This window comes from Thiospirochaeta perfilievii (genome assembly GCF_008329945.1).
Taxonomy (GTDB): Bacteria; Spirochaetota; Spirochaetia; order DSM-2461; family DSM-2461; genus Thiospirochaeta; species Thiospirochaeta perfilievii.
This window is the reverse complement of record NZ_CP035807.1, coordinates 94064-110852: the sequence shown is the minus strand read 5'-3', so window position 1 is coordinate 110852 and position 16789 is coordinate 94064. Positions and strand designations below refer to the sequence as shown.

Annotated in this window: 14 protein-coding genes; 10 read left to right on the top strand and 4 right to left on the bottom strand. The window is 32.0% G+C overall.

Annotated elements, in window-relative coordinates; all coding sequences use genetic code 11:
• Window position 1 precedes the first annotated feature (1 nt).
• Window positions 2-4801, top strand: a complete 4800-nt coding sequence (locus EW093_RS00520; RefSeq protein WP_149566508.1) for a SpoIIE family protein phosphatase — start codon at window positions 2-4, stop codon at window positions 4799-4801.
• Window positions 4801-5064: a zinc ribbon domain-containing protein gene (locus EW093_RS00515; protein WP_149566507.1), complete on the top strand. Its 264-nt coding sequence runs from the start codon at window positions 4801-4803 to the stop codon at window positions 5062-5064. Before EW093_RS00520 ends, EW093_RS00515 begins: the two co-directional genes overlap by 1 nt.
• On the opposite strand, the gene EW093_RS00510 is transcribed toward EW093_RS00515, so the two are convergent.
• On the bottom strand, window positions 5061-6575 hold the full coding sequence (locus EW093_RS00510) for a PEGA domain-containing protein (protein ID WP_149566506.1): 1515 nt from the start codon (window positions 6573-6575) through the stop codon (window positions 5061-5063). The two genes, EW093_RS00515 and EW093_RS00510, sit on opposite strands and share 4 nt — an antisense overlap.
• A 234-nt stretch (window positions 6576-6809) precedes the next feature.
• Here EW093_RS00510 and EW093_RS00505 point away from each other — a divergent pair, with 234 nt between their 5' ends.
• Entirely contained in the window at window positions 6810-7166 is a 357-nt protein-coding gene (locus EW093_RS00505) for a hypothetical protein (RefSeq protein ID WP_149566505.1), read from the top strand.
• Entirely contained in the window at window positions 7156-7614 is a 459-nt protein-coding gene (locus EW093_RS00500) for a DUF192 domain-containing protein (protein WP_149566504.1), read from the top strand. The genes EW093_RS00505 and EW093_RS00500 overlap by 11 nt, the downstream gene beginning before the upstream one ends.
• Here EW093_RS00500 and xseB read toward each other — a convergent pair.
• The 3 genes from xseB to EW093_RS00485 are packed head-to-tail and all read right to left on the bottom strand — an operon-like array spanning window position 7593 to window position 9490.
• Window positions 7593-7799, bottom strand: a complete 207-nt coding sequence (gene xseB / locus EW093_RS00495; RefSeq protein ID WP_149566503.1) for an exodeoxyribonuclease VII small subunit — start codon at window positions 7797-7799, stop codon at window positions 7593-7595. The two genes, EW093_RS00500 and xseB, sit on opposite strands and share 22 nt — an antisense overlap.
• Window positions 7796-8989 carry an exodeoxyribonuclease VII large subunit gene (gene xseA / locus EW093_RS00490; RefSeq protein WP_149566502.1) on the bottom strand — a complete coding sequence of 398 codons (1194 nt, stop codon included), beginning with the start codon at window positions 8987-8989 and terminating at the stop codon, window positions 7796-7798. Before xseA ends, xseB begins: the two co-directional genes overlap by 4 nt.
• Window positions 8990-9004: 15 nt before the next feature.
• Entirely contained in the window at window positions 9005-9490 is a 486-nt protein-coding gene (locus EW093_RS00485) for a hypothetical protein (RefSeq protein WP_149566501.1), read from the bottom strand.
• A 65-nt stretch (window positions 9491-9555) separates the two neighbouring features.
• On the opposite strand from EW093_RS00485, the gene EW093_RS00480 reads away from it, so the two are divergent.
• Genes EW093_RS00480 through EW093_RS00455 form a run of 6 tightly spaced genes read left to right on the top strand, consistent with a single transcriptional unit; the run spans window position 9556 to window position 16787 of the window.
• Window positions 9556-11013 (top strand): spiro-SPASM protein, encoded by a 1458-nt coding sequence (locus tag EW093_RS00480; RefSeq protein ID WP_149566500.1) that lies wholly within the window; start codon window positions 9556-9558, stop codon window positions 11011-11013.
• Window positions 10988-11953: a hypothetical protein gene (locus EW093_RS00475; protein WP_149566499.1), complete on the top strand. Its 966-nt coding sequence runs from the start codon at window positions 10988-10990 to the stop codon at window positions 11951-11953. Before EW093_RS00480 ends, EW093_RS00475 begins: the two co-directional genes overlap by 26 nt.
• Window positions 11950-12636: a cytidylyltransferase domain-containing protein gene (locus EW093_RS00470; RefSeq protein WP_149566498.1), complete on the top strand. Its 687-nt coding sequence runs from the start codon at window positions 11950-11952 to the stop codon at window positions 12634-12636. Before EW093_RS00475 ends, EW093_RS00470 begins: the two co-directional genes overlap by 4 nt.
• On the top strand, window positions 12597-14273 hold the full coding sequence (locus tag EW093_RS00465) for a class I SAM-dependent methyltransferase (protein ID WP_149566497.1): 1677 nt from the start codon (window positions 12597-12599) through the stop codon (window positions 14271-14273). The genes EW093_RS00470 and EW093_RS00465 overlap by 40 nt, the downstream gene beginning before the upstream one ends.
• Window positions 14270-15784: an ATP-grasp domain-containing protein gene (locus tag EW093_RS00460; protein WP_149566496.1), complete on the top strand. Its 1515-nt coding sequence runs from the start codon at window positions 14270-14272 to the stop codon at window positions 15782-15784. Before EW093_RS00465 ends, EW093_RS00460 begins: the two co-directional genes overlap by 4 nt.
• The gene (locus EW093_RS00455) at window positions 15765-16787 is read left to right on the top strand and encodes an N-acetylmuramoyl-L-alanine amidase (RefSeq protein WP_187759764.1); all 1023 of its coding nucleotides are present in this window, start codon (window positions 15765-15767) and stop codon (window positions 16785-16787) included. The genes EW093_RS00460 and EW093_RS00455 overlap by 20 nt, the downstream gene beginning before the upstream one ends.
• Window positions 16788-16789: the final 2 nt, after the last annotated feature.

Genomic DNA, 16789 nt, shown 5'->3' with positions numbered 1-16789 from the left:
TATGAAGAGTTATTCTAGATTATTCCTAATCTCAATTTTTATTCTTTTAAGCTCAGTTATCTTTCCACAAACTCTTTTTTGGGCTGAGAAGGAGGTTATAAGTGAAGGAATCTCCCTCTTCTCCAGTTTTAAGTCTAGTGATAACTATCTCTATAGTGCGTGGCAGGAGATTAATTACTTTCCTGGTAATGATGGAGGAGTCTCAAATTTAGTAATTAGAAGAAGTAGTGACGGTTATCTATGGGAGGAAGTAAAACACAGTGTAGCCCCTGTTGAGTTTTATGGTATAACCCCACCTAAATATTATAGTATAGATAGTGATAGGGAAGGAAACTTAATTTTAGTCTCATCATCTGGTAGTAAATCATCCTTTAATAGGCTAACTATCTTCTATCTTAAGTCAGGAAGTCTAAATTTAGAAGAGTTAACCACACTAGATTATGATAGGGCTGTTTTATCCCCATCTATCTATTTTAGGGGTATTGATGGTGAGCTAGGATATATCCTATTTGTATCCCAATTAAAAGTATTAACAACAGAGGTTCAAGAGGATAATAGTGAGATATCATTAGAGTCTGGAGCCATATCTATCTTTTCAAGGACAAGTGAAGATGGTGAAAATTGGAGTTTAAATAGGGAATTTATAAATAGAAATTCTGACCAAAGTGGTCTACCTATATACAAATACTATAATAATGAAGAGTTAGTTGTATATCAATCTGTTGTAACATCAACAAATGAGGATAATAACTTCCAACTATTTATTAAAAGTAAACAACTAGATGAAGATAGTTGGGGTGAGGATAAACTATTAACAGGAAGTGATGAGTTTATAACTGGTTCTGGGAATCAGGCTTTTAGTGCCTTTGATAACCAAAGACCATCCTTTGTTATTAGGGAGAATCAGATAGGTCTTACATGGGAAAGAAGTTATGGGTATGAGGCTTCTAAGATTTATTTTAGTTATCTAACCAAAGATAGTGATGGATACACCCTAATAAATAGTGAAAAGGTTACAAGTGGTACTAGAAGTTGTAGTAGACCAAGGGGTTTTGAGTTTAATGAGGAATTTTATCTTCTATGGTTTGATAATCAGCTAGGTTCTAATGATATAGTTATGGCAATACCGGATAAACAATCAGGTTTGTGGATAGAAAAAATAGTAAGTGATGATAGAAACTACTTCTCTATATTTGGGGATTTTGTTCAGTTTAAGGACTCCTTACGTGTCTATTGGGAAGATCAAACTATAAATAGAGAGAGTTATAACAGTACAAGGTCTAGAATACAGGCATTAAATCCGGATAGGGATGTTGATGCACCTATAATCTCATCATCCTATAAAAAGAGGGATAACAAAACAAATGTTAGATTTAGATGGAGTAAACCTAATGACTCCTCTGGTATTAAGGGGTTCTATTACTCATGGGAAAATAGTGAAGGGGAAGTTCTAGTCCAAAATAGAGTCTTATCAAATGTTGAAATATCTAGTTTCCTAGAAGCCACAGAAGATGGAGAGTATATCTTCTCAATTTATGCTGAGGATAATGCAGGAAACCTATCGGATTTATCAACGTATAGATATATATATGACAAAACTCCCCCTGATAAGGTCTATTTCCCAGAGCCTAAAACCGATGAAAACGGATTTTTATTATCAAATAGTGAGTTAATAAAATGGGATACTTTTGATGATGATGTTGTAGGCTTTTCTAATGTTATAACCTATCTTGGTACAAACTACGATAGTAATAACTTTAATATAAACAGGGTTAAAATATCTAATAATTTCACTAATGTTCAATCTGTCTCTTTTAATAACTTCGATAATGGGTTTTATGCCCTAACTGTTAGGGCATTGGATAGTGCAGGTAATATAGGTAGACCTGAAGCCTTTATTTTTAGATTAAATAAGTATATCCCGGTAACTTACATCTCCTATATAAGCTATAGCCAAAATACAAATGGTGAACTAGTAACAACTATTCATGGGCGAGGTTTTAAAGCTGATGGAGATGTTGATGTTGTAATTTTAGATAGGGATGGTCTTGAGCCATGGGACTATAGGTTTGAAAATGACCCTAATGTATTTAATGTGGTTACAGATAGAAGAATTGAGGGACCAAACTTAGACGATATAGAGGGTGGAACATATAGAGTTGGAATCATCCATCCTGTTAGGGGAACATATTTTAGTGGTCCTGTAATAAGAGTTGAATCCACTGGAACTGTTAAGTTTGGAGATTTTACCAAGGGTTATGAAGAGGTGTGGCAAACTATAAGTCAAAAAAGGGTAAATGTCTCCTTCGAATTTCTAATATTCACCCTAATTATAGTTTCAGCATTAATAATGTTATTATTCTCAATATTTAAACTAAGTGTTATAAATAGAGAGAGAAGTAGACTCTATCATGATGCTAAAGCTTTAGTTAATGGTACCCCATTTTTAGATGAAAAAGTTATATTAAGGATTAGAGATATGAAGAAAAAAGGATTTGGACTAAGGGTTAAATTTACAGCCCTAATAATCAGTTTAATTATAGGGGTAATCGTTTTAATCAGTCTACCACTTGCAAATTTCATGATAGATACCCAGAAGAAAAACTTGACAGACGGTTTAGTTAGTAGAACAGAAATACTACTAAATTCCCTTGTTTCAGGTGCAAAGGATTATATTGAAAGAAAGTCCGTTCTAGACTTAAATAACCTAATTTCAACTACTGAGGCTATGCCAGAAGTAATGTGGGGGACTATTGTAGGTGTATCATCTTCAGACTCTAATGTTACAAACGCATTATGGGCGTATACTGATCAACAAACAGCGGGCTATTTTGTTCCACTACCAAATAGAATTGAGATTAAAAGTTTTAACGATAACTTTGCTGATATTATTAGGGAAGATGAGCTTCAACTACTATTAAAACTCTATAGTATAGAGGCTGGATACTATATTTTAAATGAAAATAACAGTTTAGAAGATGATCTTAAACTTAGAAAAATTATTACAGATCTTGGTTATCCAAGGGAGATTGTTATTGGTCAAACTCAGTATAGAGACTCCCTATCAGAAGAGGTAGAGCTACTTATTAAGGATATTGAGGATAAGGGTACTAAAGAGCTATTAGATAAAAAAGAGGAGCTTATACGGCTAAGTGCAGAGAGAATAAATGCAACTGGTGCTAGGGGTAGTGAGCTCTCTGAGATCATTAATACTCTTAATACACAAATAAGTGATGCCCTATCACTAATGTCATCAAATACAGGAGTAGTTCCAATAGTTAATTATGAGACTGTTCAGGATCAATCATCCTACGTTTTTTATAAACCCATTTTATATAATGAAACAGGGGTTGATACATTTTACAAAGGTCTAGTTAGACTTGAAGTATCAACAGAGACAATTAATATGGAGATTTTGAACTCTATAAACAATCTTATTATTCGGGTGGGTATTACAGCAATTGTAGCAATTTTAATCGGAATAATAGGGGCTCTATTTTTAGCTACATTTATGATAAATCCAATTAAAAAACTTGTAGCAGGGGTTCAGATGATCCGTGATACAGAGGATAAATCAGAATTAAAAAATCATGAGATTGTAGTTAAATCCAAGGATGAGTTATTCACCCTTGCATCAACTGTTAATCAGATGACAGAGGGGTTAGTTAAGGCTGCTGCTATGTCTAAAGACGTAACCATGGGTAAAGAGATTCAGAAGATGTTCATCCCCCTAGAGCTTAACCCTAATGGAGAGGGTAAGTTAACAACAGGACAGTTTGATAACAAAGAGATATCTGTTTTTGGATATTATGAAGGTGCTAAGGGTGTTTCTGGTGACTACTTTGACTATAGACAGATAGATGAAGATCACTTTGCTATGATCAAGTGTGATATTGCAGGAAAGGGTGTTCCTGCCTCCCTTATTATGGTAGAAGTAGCGACCATCTTTTTATCTTATTTTAGAAAATGGTCCGTTAGGGAACAGGGGTATAAAATAGATGAACTAGTATACTCAATGAATGATCTATTAGAAGAGAGGGGTTTTAAAGGACGTTTTGCTGCCTTTATAGTTGTTATATTAAATACTAAAACAGGGAAGTGTTATATGTGTAATGCTGGGGATAATCTTGTTCATATCTATAGAGCTAAAAAACATGAGATGGAGACTATGGTTCTCCACGAGGTTCCAGCAGCTGGTATCTTCTCCTCTGACATGTTAGAGATGCAGGGAGGGTATAAAGTTGAGACAACAACCCTGGGGAAAAATGACATCTTATTCCTATTTACAGATGGTGTTGAGGAGTCTAAACATCTATTTAGAGATGAAAAGTATAATGAGATAGTTTGTACTCATCCAGGACTTAAAGAGGGGGAGTTACATGATACCCATGCAGTTAATGAAGAGTTTGAAGAGTTAGGAGTCCCTAGAATAAATGAGATACTACACTCTGTTATACATAAAACTAATTACTCCCTTAAGAAGTATCACTATCCACAACCTGAGGCTAATTTTGATTTTAACTTTAGTACACTAAAAGGAGAGGTTAAAGACGCTGTGCTTGGACTAATTGCTGTGGAGAAAGTATTTAGATTAAATCCTGACCCTAGTGCCAATAAAGAGGATACAATAAAAATTGATAAGGTTGTAAATAACTTTTTAATGCAGCATTTTGAACAATACTCATCTTATTATAAGTTTAAGGTTGATAAGGGGGAGAATGCCCAACACGATTTTTTCTCCCATATAAAAGAGGATGACCAATACGACGACCTAACAATCTTAGCAATAAAGAAGAAGTAATGAGGACTTTTTATTGTCAGAAGTGTGGGGCAGAAGTTCCTTTAAATCAGGATTATTGTTCAAACTGTAATAGTGAGTTTAGTTCTGTCTTATGTCCAAAGTGTAAATTTATAGGTAACTCTCTAGATTTTGAGGATGGTTGTCCAAAGTGTGGCTACTTAAAAAGGGTGAATAAGAGGAAAAAAAGATTCACATTTAGAATCTTTTTAAGCCTCTTTTTTACACTTATATTTACTCTTATTTTTTTACTATCTAAGTTTTAGTAGAGATTAGAAAGGGATAGTAGAAAAGAGATATTAAAATCATCATCACTTAATAGGGATAATCCTAAATAGCTTTGGCTATTCTTTAGTAAAATTGTATGTTCTATCCCATAGTTATAGTCAATTCTATCTAGTATATTATTAACTTTTACCGATATTCCACTTCTACTCTTCTGGTTATCAAAATGTACTCCACCTGAAAGGTTTACACTATCAAAACCATTAAAATTATAATGATATTCTGGAGTTATAGAAAAATAGATACTATCTCTATTAAGGGTTATAGGTGTATTAATTATTAATGAGTTTCCATAATTATATACTTCATCACTCTGGTTAGACTCAAAGTTGTAGTTTAAATTTAATCCAATTCTAGAACTACTTAACTTATAACTATATAGCAGTCCTAGGGATAGATTTACATCACTTTCTGAATTAACAGTATTTAGATCAATCTCTAAACCACCATGAAACTGTAAACTATCCGATTTTGTAATTGAGAGGAAAATAGGTAGGGAGAGTGTAGAGCTTCCAACATTATACCCAAGTCCTATGGAGTTATAGAGTATTGGTTTACTATTTATTTCAGCTGTTGGACAGTTTAAAAGACCTGAAAACCCATTATATATTCCTATGTTTCGATTTATTAGTGTAGAATCTACATTAAAATTAGTTGAAACTTCCTGATCTTCTGTTTCTACTTTCACAGTGTAAAAACCATCTAACAAGTTATTAACATCCCCACCATTAAAATTAACTTTTGTTGTCCAATTAGTAAAATTTAAACTCCTAGTATGTATAATCTCATTATCAACATTATATATTATGAGGTTCCCATTCCCAGGGCCATTAACACTAATATAAAAATTAATGGATGAGAAACCTTCATATGCATTAGGATTAAAATAATCTTTATTAGTTTTTATACTAGTAAGTTTAAATGGAGCCTTTTCAAGGTTTACGTCAATTATCTTTGTATAGTTGTCAATAATTAGAATATTAGTTTTAAACTCTTCATAACCAAAACTCTTAACTTTTAAACTATAAGAACCTGTAGGTATTGGGTTGTTATTATCAAATTTAATATTGTTTAGATATATTACACTATTAGGTTCATCGACATTTACCCTTAAAAACCCGTACTCTCTAGCTAGAGTTACATTAATAATCGTACGTTTACCATCAATTATATCTACTAATAAGTATATGGATTTATAACCACTCTTTTTAATCTGGAGACTATAGGTTCCACTAGGTAGACTGTTGTAAGAAATATTTGATGCCAGGCTTTTTTTCCCGTTAAAATAAATATAGACGTTTTCTGTATTTGAATAAATTTCTAAACCCTGGGTAAAAGCAGTCCCTTCTGTATAATATTTACTCTCATTATACTGGGCTTCATTTAACGATGTCCTGTATATACTCTCATCACTTATATAAAATAGGTTATCCTCTGAAAATAAAGATGAAAGGCTAAGTAGTAATAAAGTAAAAATTAGATTTTTTTTCATGGTTTCTCCTTAAAATTTAATATATTATTACGATATTATACATTATATAGGAATTAAATTAATGAAGAAACAGAATCTTATACTATTTTTAATTATATCAATTAAGTTATATGCTCAAGTAGAAATCTCCCCCTACCACTAGGGTTTCAGGATATTGTAGTAGGTTTAACATTAGATGAGACAAAGAGCCTTTTAGAGAAAAATGGTTACTTTGACTATAGAGGTGACCCTGATGTGAGCATGTTATTAACCGATAATAGGTCGATAATTGAGTCTAAGGGAAGTGTATATATAGACAATGGCTATTTCCAGTTTTATAAAGATGTTTTATATACAATCACCCTTATTCTAGATACAAAGAAAATAGATTACCACACAATTTATACCACATTTACAGATAAGTATGGTAAACATACATCCCTTAATCCCAAGGTCGTTACCTGGCAGGATGATAGAGTTAAAATTACACTAGAAAAACCATTAACAATTAAGTATGTATCTTTAGTTGAGTTTAATGAAATATTAGAGAGTGATACTACAGAAAAAGCGATTCAAGAAAGACTAAGAGAGGATTTTATCAATGAATTTTAAAAGAGTTTTATCTTTTCTAATATTTTTAACACTATTTTACTCCTGTAGTAGGGAGTCTGTTGAAGATTCTATTGATCTTAAAATTAATTCAAAAATTTTACAGGTTGAAATTGCAGCCACAGATACTAAAAGAGCCCAAGGCTTAATGAATAGGGATAGTTTAGGGAAAAATAACGGAATGATTTTTGTTTTTGATAAGGAGAGAGCAGTCTCCTTTTGGATGAAAAACACTCTAATACCCCTCTCTATTGCATATATAGATAAAAAGGGAGTTATCCTAGAGATATATAGTATGAAACCCCTCTCCACTGAGCCTATTCAATCAAAAAGGAGCTCTATATTATACGCTTTAGAGGTTAATGAGGGCTATTTTAAGGATAATGGAATAAAAGTAGGAGATAGGGTTGAACTAGAGACTCTTTATAACTATTTAAAATCTTCTATTTGATCCCCTTCTGGAGTTTCTGTTAAAATCTGAACTCTTTTTTCAAATATTGTAAGCTCTTTTTCTAGTTCTAAGGCTATCTTCATTCCCTCTTCATAGGACTGTATAGATTCATCTAATCCTAGACTCTCTTCTCTCATTATTTTTGATATCTCTTCAAGTCTATTTAACTTTTCCTCAAATTTCATCTGTTTTCCTTTACTGTTGTTTTTATAGTTCCTAATTTATACTTCACTTCTAATGTATCCCCAGGGTTAATCTTTTGGTTTAATATAGACCTATTATCTTTTGTTACCCAGGAGTATCCTTTTTCAAATAACTTAAATGGTGATAGGGCTTCAATCGTATTTATATACTGAGTTATGCTGTTTTTTCCCCTGCTAATATTTGTTGTAATCCCATTTAACATATCTTTTTTTAAATAATCAATAGAGATAATACTACTCTCAATCTTTGAGTTTAGAACCCTTTTTACACTATCCCTATCAAATATCTGAATTTTACTCCTAATATTTGAGATCTTAACCTTAATAGATTGATGTAGGCTAATTTTTAAGTTAAAAACACTATTATATAGTTGTTCTGCTCCCTCTGTTGCAATTTCACCAGCAGCTGAAGGTGTAGAAGCTCTAACATCAGCAGCATAATCACTTAATGTTGTGTCAATCTCATGTCCAATGCCTGTTATAATAGGTATATTAGATCTATAAATCTCCTTAACAACACTCTCCTCAGAGAAGGGTAGTAAATCTTCAACACTTCCACCTCCTCTAGATAGTATTATTAAGTCACATAATCTATCTTTATTAGCTTTTTTTAACTGTTTAACTATTGTTTTTTCAGCTCCTACACCTTGAACACTTGTAGGTAGAACTAAAATATTAGATAAGCAGTGTCTTCTGTGTAGAACCCTTAAAATATCCTGGAGTGCAGCACCAGTGTGGGATGTTATAATCCCTATTCTATTGGGATACCTAGGTAGGGGTTTTTTTATTGATGGATCAAAAAGCCCTAAAGAGGCTAATTTTCTCTTTCTCTCCTCTAACATTAAAAGGAGTTGTCCTTCTCCAAATTGGGTCATTTTACTGCATATAATTTGGTATGTCCCTCTTTGGCTATATAGGGATAACTTTCCAGTAACCTTAACCTTCATCCCATCCTTTGGGGTAAAGTCCACAGCATAGGAGCTGTTTTTAAACATAACTACAGAGATATTTGAACTACTATCTTTTAAGCTAAAATACCAATGACCACTTGAAGCTGGTCTGAAATTGGAAATTTCACCCTCTAATTGAATTGAATAGAAAGAACTCTCTAATACATCTTTAATTATTTGATTCAACTCGCTAACTGTAAATAAGTGATTTTCTAATTCCATATATGTAAAATATCACTAATTTTTACTATTTTCAATCTCATCTTCTAGGGCTTTTTCTAGGGCATCAGCAGCTTCTGCAGACTCAATAATAGCAGCTTCTATTAACTCGATACCACTATTATAGGGAAGTTTAACAATAAAAATTATTGTCATAATATCATCCTTTTTATGAATAGCCCAATTACCTATGTACTTTGTAGAGTAGTTATCGATAAGTAGGTAGTTAGATAGGTTCTCAGAAATAGGTTTACTTTTAAATATCTTAGCTATAGAGAGTATCTCCCTAATATTTACCTGCTGAAATGTATTTGTATCATTTCTTATTATAACCTTCTGATCTCTGCCTGTTCTTGTTTTGTAATTAATTACAAAATCACCCTCAGTATCTTCAAAGTATTTAAAAGTTGTAGATTGAATAACTTTTTTTAAAGAATAATCAGATTGGGTGAATAGTGGATTAATTATGACTATTAAAATAGTTAGAAAAAGATAGTATCTCATATAAGTATTATTTTTTAATATTTGAAATAGGTCAATAAAATTATATTTTTGTCGATGTTTTTAGTATGAAGAATATTGCAATTATTAACTTAATAGATATATCTAGTTACTTTGAAGAGGAATTTAATGGTAAAACTCAACTTCAAAACATTTTAGATTATTCAAGTAGTTTACCAAATGTGGAAAAAATAGTGTTTTTACTATCAAAACCACATAGTGATATAGAGAATGGTATTATAAAAGAGACATGGAATGAAGAGAGCTTAATAGATGTATTTTATACATATTCAAATAAGTACGATAACCTATTTTACTTTTATGGAGACTGTCCTCTTTTAGATAGCCAATTATCAAAAGAGATGTTTAACGACCATATAGAATTTTATTCTGAGTATACCTTTGCAGACGGATATCCCTACGGTTTAACTCCAGAGATTTTAGATACAAATATTTTTAGTGCCTTAAAAATTTTAACTAAGGATTCAAAGGTCGATATAACAAGGGAGAGTATCTTTAATATAATCAAAAAAGATATAAACTCTTTTGAATTAGAGACAAAGATATCGGAAACTGATCTAAGATTGTTAAGAGTCTCATTAACTTCAGACAGTAAAAGAAACTTTAATCAATTAAAACGTATATATGATTTAGGTGGAGTTGATTCTAAATCAGTAATTAAAATACTTCAAAATAATCCAATTATATTAATGCAGGAACCAAGTTATATAACAATGGAAATAACTAAAGGACAGGTACAAGATATATCCTATCTACCTAAAAGAAGCGGAGGGCCACAGGATATAAGCCTGGAAAATATTGATACTATTTTAGATAAAATAAAAAAATATTCAGATGATGTAACAGTTGCGTTTACCCCAGAGAGTGAACCTACAAAACATAAAGATCTTCTTAAAATAGTTGAGCTTATAACAAATAAGTATAGTTTTGACCTATATATTGAAACAAGTGGAATAGGCTGGAGTGATGATTTAATCTGTTGTTTAGAGGCTAATTCTAGGGTTCATTTAATAATTTTATTAGACGCTTTAGACCCTACTTTATATAGAGAATTACGGGGTGAAGGACAGTTAGAAGCCTACGATTTTGCTAAAAAAATGATACAGTCAGTGGGAAATAGAGTTTGGGTTCAAGCCACAAGAATGAAATTAAATGAAGTTGATATGGAACCCTTTTATAGGTATTGGCAGGAGTTCACAGAACATATTATAATACAGAAATACTCAGATTATAATAAAACACTACCTGAATTAAAAGTTGCAGATCTATCTCCACTTAAAAGATTCCCATGTTGGCACTTAAAAAGAGATCTTCATATCAATACCTCAGGTGATGTTCTGTTATGTTTTAATGATATAAATAACTCAACTCCCTTAGGGTCAATTATTAATGGGGATATAGATAATATAATAGATAAAAAAAGAGAATATTATAACGATCATATAAATTGTGAATATTCTGAATTTTGTAGGAAATGCGATGAGTACTATACATTCAACTTTTAACAGAGTTAATACTAGTTATACGGTAATTGGCAATAAAAAGCAGATGGAAAAGAAGGAGTCTGTAAACACCATTGCAGCACTATTATTAAGTAGAGGTGGAAGGCCCTACCGAAAGGAGTTATATGGGGAGCTTAAAAAATTAGGTATCCATGAAATTATCTCAATTCAAGTAGGAGCTAAGAGTCACTTTGACTTGGAGAAAGAGAGCTCAGAGAATGATGAGCTTAGGTTTTTAATTTTAAAAGATGAAGTCTCGGTTGGAGAGATGGTTAATATTGGAATCTCTGAGAGTTTAAGTGAGTTAGTTCTTGTAATATGGGATGATATGAATATTAGCTCTAAGGATATATCCTATAGGCTTTTTGAGAAGATTCTAGAAGAGCAGAGAATTTGTACAACCCCAATTATAAAGGATAACAAGAAAGATGTTATTCCAACACTAATGACTCCTCTTTTTAATAAGGAGCAACTAAAAGTTATATCCTTAGTTGATAATAAAAATTCAAGAACTCTATATCCTTATATGTATGTAGGTCTATATAATAAAACTAAATTTATCCAGTTAGGTGGGTTTGATATCGATCTAAAAAATAACTATTGGCAGAAGTTGGATTTTGGTTTAAGGGCAAATATGTGGGGGGAGAGTATTAAGGTTCATCCATCATTTTTAATATATTTAAATTCAAATGGTGGAGAGATTGAGGATATAACACCTGATAAGTATTATAGATTATACAGTTTAAAAAACCTCTCTATAAAAATTAAAAACGATATAGGATATCTCCCTCTTAAGCGATTTTTTAACTTTTATGATAAATCCGGAAGCTCTATATTTGATGCTATTAAAATATTTTTGTCCGTTAGAAAGTGGGTGAAAATAAATAAGTTTCGATTTAAAATCAGTGCCCCTGATCTAACAACAAATTGGGATGAATTATGAGGGGAGTACTGCTACAAGTTCGCTTAGATTCTACAAGACTACCTAAAAAAGCTCTACTAAAGATAGAGAACTTAACAGTAATAGAGCATGCTATGAAAGCTGCTAAAAAAATAACTGCTAATAAGTATGTTTTAGTAACCACAGAGGACTCATTTAAGGATCTTAAACCTCTAGCAGTAAAACAGGGATATGATATTTTTATAGGGGATAAAGATAATGTCTTAGATAGATTTGTCCAAGCAATAAATTATTACGCCTTGACTCAGGTAGTTAGAGCAACAGGGGATAACCCACTTGTTTCATATGAGCTTGCTAATATATTAATCGATAAACATAATAAAGAGGGTAATGACTACTCTGGTTTTTTGAATAATCCATTAGGAACAGGAGTTGAAGTTATTAATTCTAATGTATTAATTGATGCTCACAGTAAAACATCTTCGAAATATGATAGGGAGCATGTAACTCCATATATTTATAATAATAAAAATATCTATAAGGTTTTTCAAGGAAACTCTCCACAGAAGTATTTATTACCTGGTAGTTCTGTTACAATTGATACATCAGATGATTACAATAGGATTGTAAAGTTATTTCATGAGTTGTATCATGGTGAAATTATTCCAATAGAGAGAGTAGTTAAGTGGCTGAAAGAAGAACAGTTGTCCTCTATCCACATTTAGGACCTAAAGCTGGGACAGGACATATAAAAAGGTTATTACCTTTTTTTTCAGATGTAAGATTTAAAGTCTATGTGATTCATCGTAATCCAAAATTTGTTAAAGAGATTTCTAACAAGTTTGATATTGATTCAGAGAGGGTTTTTCCCCTTAGTGAAATTAAAACTATACCGGATAATATCGATTTAATAGTTTTAGATAATAGGGAGAGTGATAGATATCTTTATGATAAACTTAAGAATGTAGCTCCTATTGTTGCAATCGATGAGGGGGGAGATTCTAGAAAGCTTATCCCTTATACTATTGATATTCTTCCAAACCTATTAGATTCTAGACCTAATTATAACAATATTGGTCTATTAGATTTAAATATAAAAGAACCAATAGATAGGGAGTTAAAAAACATTCTTATCTCCTTTGGGGGACAGGACCCCTATCAACTAACTAGAAAAGCAGTAGATGCATTAAAGGATAAGTACAGTGTTACAACTGTAATTGGGCCACTTTTTACTAAAAAGGATTTTGGGGTTAATAAGATAGAGAATCTTAGTAATTTAAAAAATATTTTCTCTAACTACGACCTAGTTATTACATCCTTCGGTTTAACAGCCTACGAGGCAGCTGCTGAGGGTGTGCCAGTAGCCTTAGTCAATCCTACCCAGTATCATCAGGATTTAAGTAATAAGGCTGGATTTTACACCCTTGATAACAAGTTTAATATAAATTATAAAAAGGCAAAAAAACTTTTTAATAATATTGAGTTTGGTATAAAAGAGAGTTTAACAGACTTTATTTATAATCTAGAGGTCTCTAGCTTAGGCTGTCCAATTTGTGGTAGGAAGAATAACTCTTCTATTCAAAGGTTTAAGAATAGAACATATTACCACTGTTTTCACTGTTCGGTGGATTATATGGCTGCACATCAAAAGGATGTTACTTACTCAAATAACTACTTTTTTGAGGATTATAAAGAGCAGTATGGTAAAACATATTTAGAAGATTTTGATCATATATCAAACCTTGGCCTTGGTAGAATAAATAATATTTTAAAAAAAGTAAAAACAGAAAGCACCCTGTTAGATATAGGTTGTGCCTATGGTCCTTTTTTAAAGGCTGCTGAGAGTAAGGGGTTAACCCCCTATGGGTTAGATGTCTCAAAGGATGCTGTAGATTATATTAATAATGAGCTTGATCTTAAGGCTATAAACTCCCCATTCCCCCTCTCTAAACCCCTTGATTTTAATAGTAGTTTTGACTGTATAACTATGTGGTATGTAATTGAACACTTTAAAAATATTGACGATGTTTTAACCCAGGTTAATAACTTATTAAATTCAGGTGGTGTATTCGCATTTTCTACTCCTAACTCTGCAGGTATTAGCTCAAAGAAAAGTCATAACAATTTTTTAAAAAATAGTCCTGATGATCATTTTACTATATGGTCCCCTAAAAGTGCTAAAAAAGTATTGAAAGAGTACGGTTTTAAAGTATATAAAGTCAAGATGACTGGACATCACCCAAATAGATTTGGACGATATGTAAAGGGTAAGTTTCTACACAGACTCTTTATGATCATCAGTCATGTTTTCAAACTTGGAGATACGTTTGAAATATATTGTATAAAGGAAACAACTATATGAACATATTAATATTAGGCGCAGGAATTATGCAGATTCCTGCTTTAAAAAAAGCAAAAGAGATGGGGCTATTTGTTTTATGCGCAGATGGAAACCCAGATGCTATAGGTAAAAATTACTGTGATGTTTTTTATCCAATTGATATCAAAGATAAAAATGGGTTACTTGAGGTTGCCACTAAATTTCACGAAAAACACGGGTTAAATGGTGTTTTTACAGTAGGAACAGACTTTTCATCATCAGTTGCTTGGATTACAGAGAATTTATCCCTACCTGGGATTAAATATCAAAGTGCACTTAATGCTACAGATAAAATTAGAATGAGAAGTTGCTTTAAGGAGTCTAATATACCATCTCCATCCTATGTAGAGTACTCATCTGATATGGATATTGAGATGTCAATTAAGGGGCTGTCTTTTCCATTAGTAGTAAAACCTGTTGATAGTATGGGGGCTAGGGGAGTAGTTAGAGTAAACAGTATTAATGAACTTAAAGATAATGTTTTTAATGCAATTAAGTTCTCTAGAACCTCTAGGGCAATTATAGAGGAGTATATTGATGGACCTGAATTTAGCCTTGATGCTCTAATAATCAATGGTGAAGTTCATATTTTAGGTTTTGCCGATAGGATAATAGAGTTTCCTCCATACTTTGTTGAGATGGGACATAACATTCCTACTAATATTAGCGAAGAGGATAAAAAGAGTATAATAGAGGTTTTTTCAAAGGGTATAAAATCTCTGGGTATAGATTATGGATGTGCTAAAGGTGATATGAAACTAAGTGAAAATGGTCCTGTAATAGGAGAGATAGCAGCCAGGCTCTCTGGTGGATATATGTCTGGGTGGACATTTCCATACTCTAGTGGGATTGATCTAATAAAAGGTGGTATTCAACTATCTTTAGGTCAGGATGTAACAATCTTAGAGGGTGATAATCTTAGTATGTTTTCATCGGAGAGATCTGTTATTTCAATACCAGGTTATATTAAGTCCATAGAACAACCTAAAAAAAATAGTAAAGATATTATGAATACTTATATAAATGTTGAAGTTGGAGACAAAGTTAATTTTCCAATTAATAATGTGGAGAAGTGTGGTAATATTATCTCTAGAAGTAAAGATAGAAAGGGAGCTATTAAGGCTGCAGAACAGGCTGTAAGTGATATCCTAATTAGATTAGAACCAAATAAGTGGGAGACAGACAAATTCCTGTTCAACCATCAACTAGATTCTACAACTGCCTACGACTTTGAAGTAGAACTTCTAAAAGGTCTTGACGAAGATGTTGAGATAGATGGGAAAACTATATACGTTAAAAAAATTGATAAAATTCTTAAATCAAGAAAAAAAGATAGACAATATAGAACTGTAAATAGTGTAATAAAGAAGTTGTCCGAATATTATAACGTTGAGTTTATAGATGATAGCAGCTGTGGATATGATTTTTATCTATCATTAATAAATGGGTCATTACAAGGAGTTTTATACTATCTTGATTCACTGGAAATATAGATTATTACTACTAATATTTATCTTACCCTTTGGAATTTTTAGTAACACTATATCATTACGAGATTTTTTAGAAAAAAGTGATGCTGAAGTAAGATGGAATCCCTACAGAAGTCGAGGTCTTCTTATTAAAAATGAGACTACGATATCCTTTATGGTTTCAAGTTCCTCTATTGTAGTTGATAATAATAGAGTAATTACAGGGGTAGGTTTTAAATATAAAGATGGTGATTTATATATAAATAATGATACTGCAGCACTGTTATATAGAATTTTAAAAGTAGATTTAAAACATGAAGAGATAGTAAATGATGAGAATTTATATAATATTCCTGTAATTATTATCGATCCAGGTCACGGTGGTCGGGACTCGGGTGCAATAGGAGATCATGATAACTTTAATATTAAAGAGAAAGATGTTGTTCTATCTATCTCTAACATTGTTGTGGATAAGTTAAGAAAAAATCTACTGCAAAAGAAAATTTTAATGACTAGAAATGATGATACATTTCTAACTTTAGAGGAGCGTGTAGAGCTTGCTAATGATATTGATATTGGTAAAAAAGAGGCTGTTATCTACATATCAATACACGCTAATGCATCTTTAAATAAAAAAGCCCAGGGTTTTGAGGTGTGGTATCTACCTAAGGGTTATAGACGAAATGTCTTAGATAGTAATATTAACAATAATGAGAAGTTAACAACAATTGTAAATGCTTTAAAAGAGGATGAGTACTCCCTAGAGGGTCAGGAGCTTGCTAAATCGATACTAGATGGGCTTGATGCAAACCTTAACGATGTAAGTGATAATAGAGGGCTTAAGGAAGAGATATGGTTTGTGGTCCGTAATGCAAGAATGGCATCAGTTTTAATAGAAGTTGGTTTTGTCACTAATGAAGTAGAGGGTAAGAGATTATCAGATCCAGCATACTTGCAGAAAGTAGCAGATGGAATCTATAATGGGATAGTAGATTTTATTTCATCCTATGAAAAAAATATAAGGTAGTA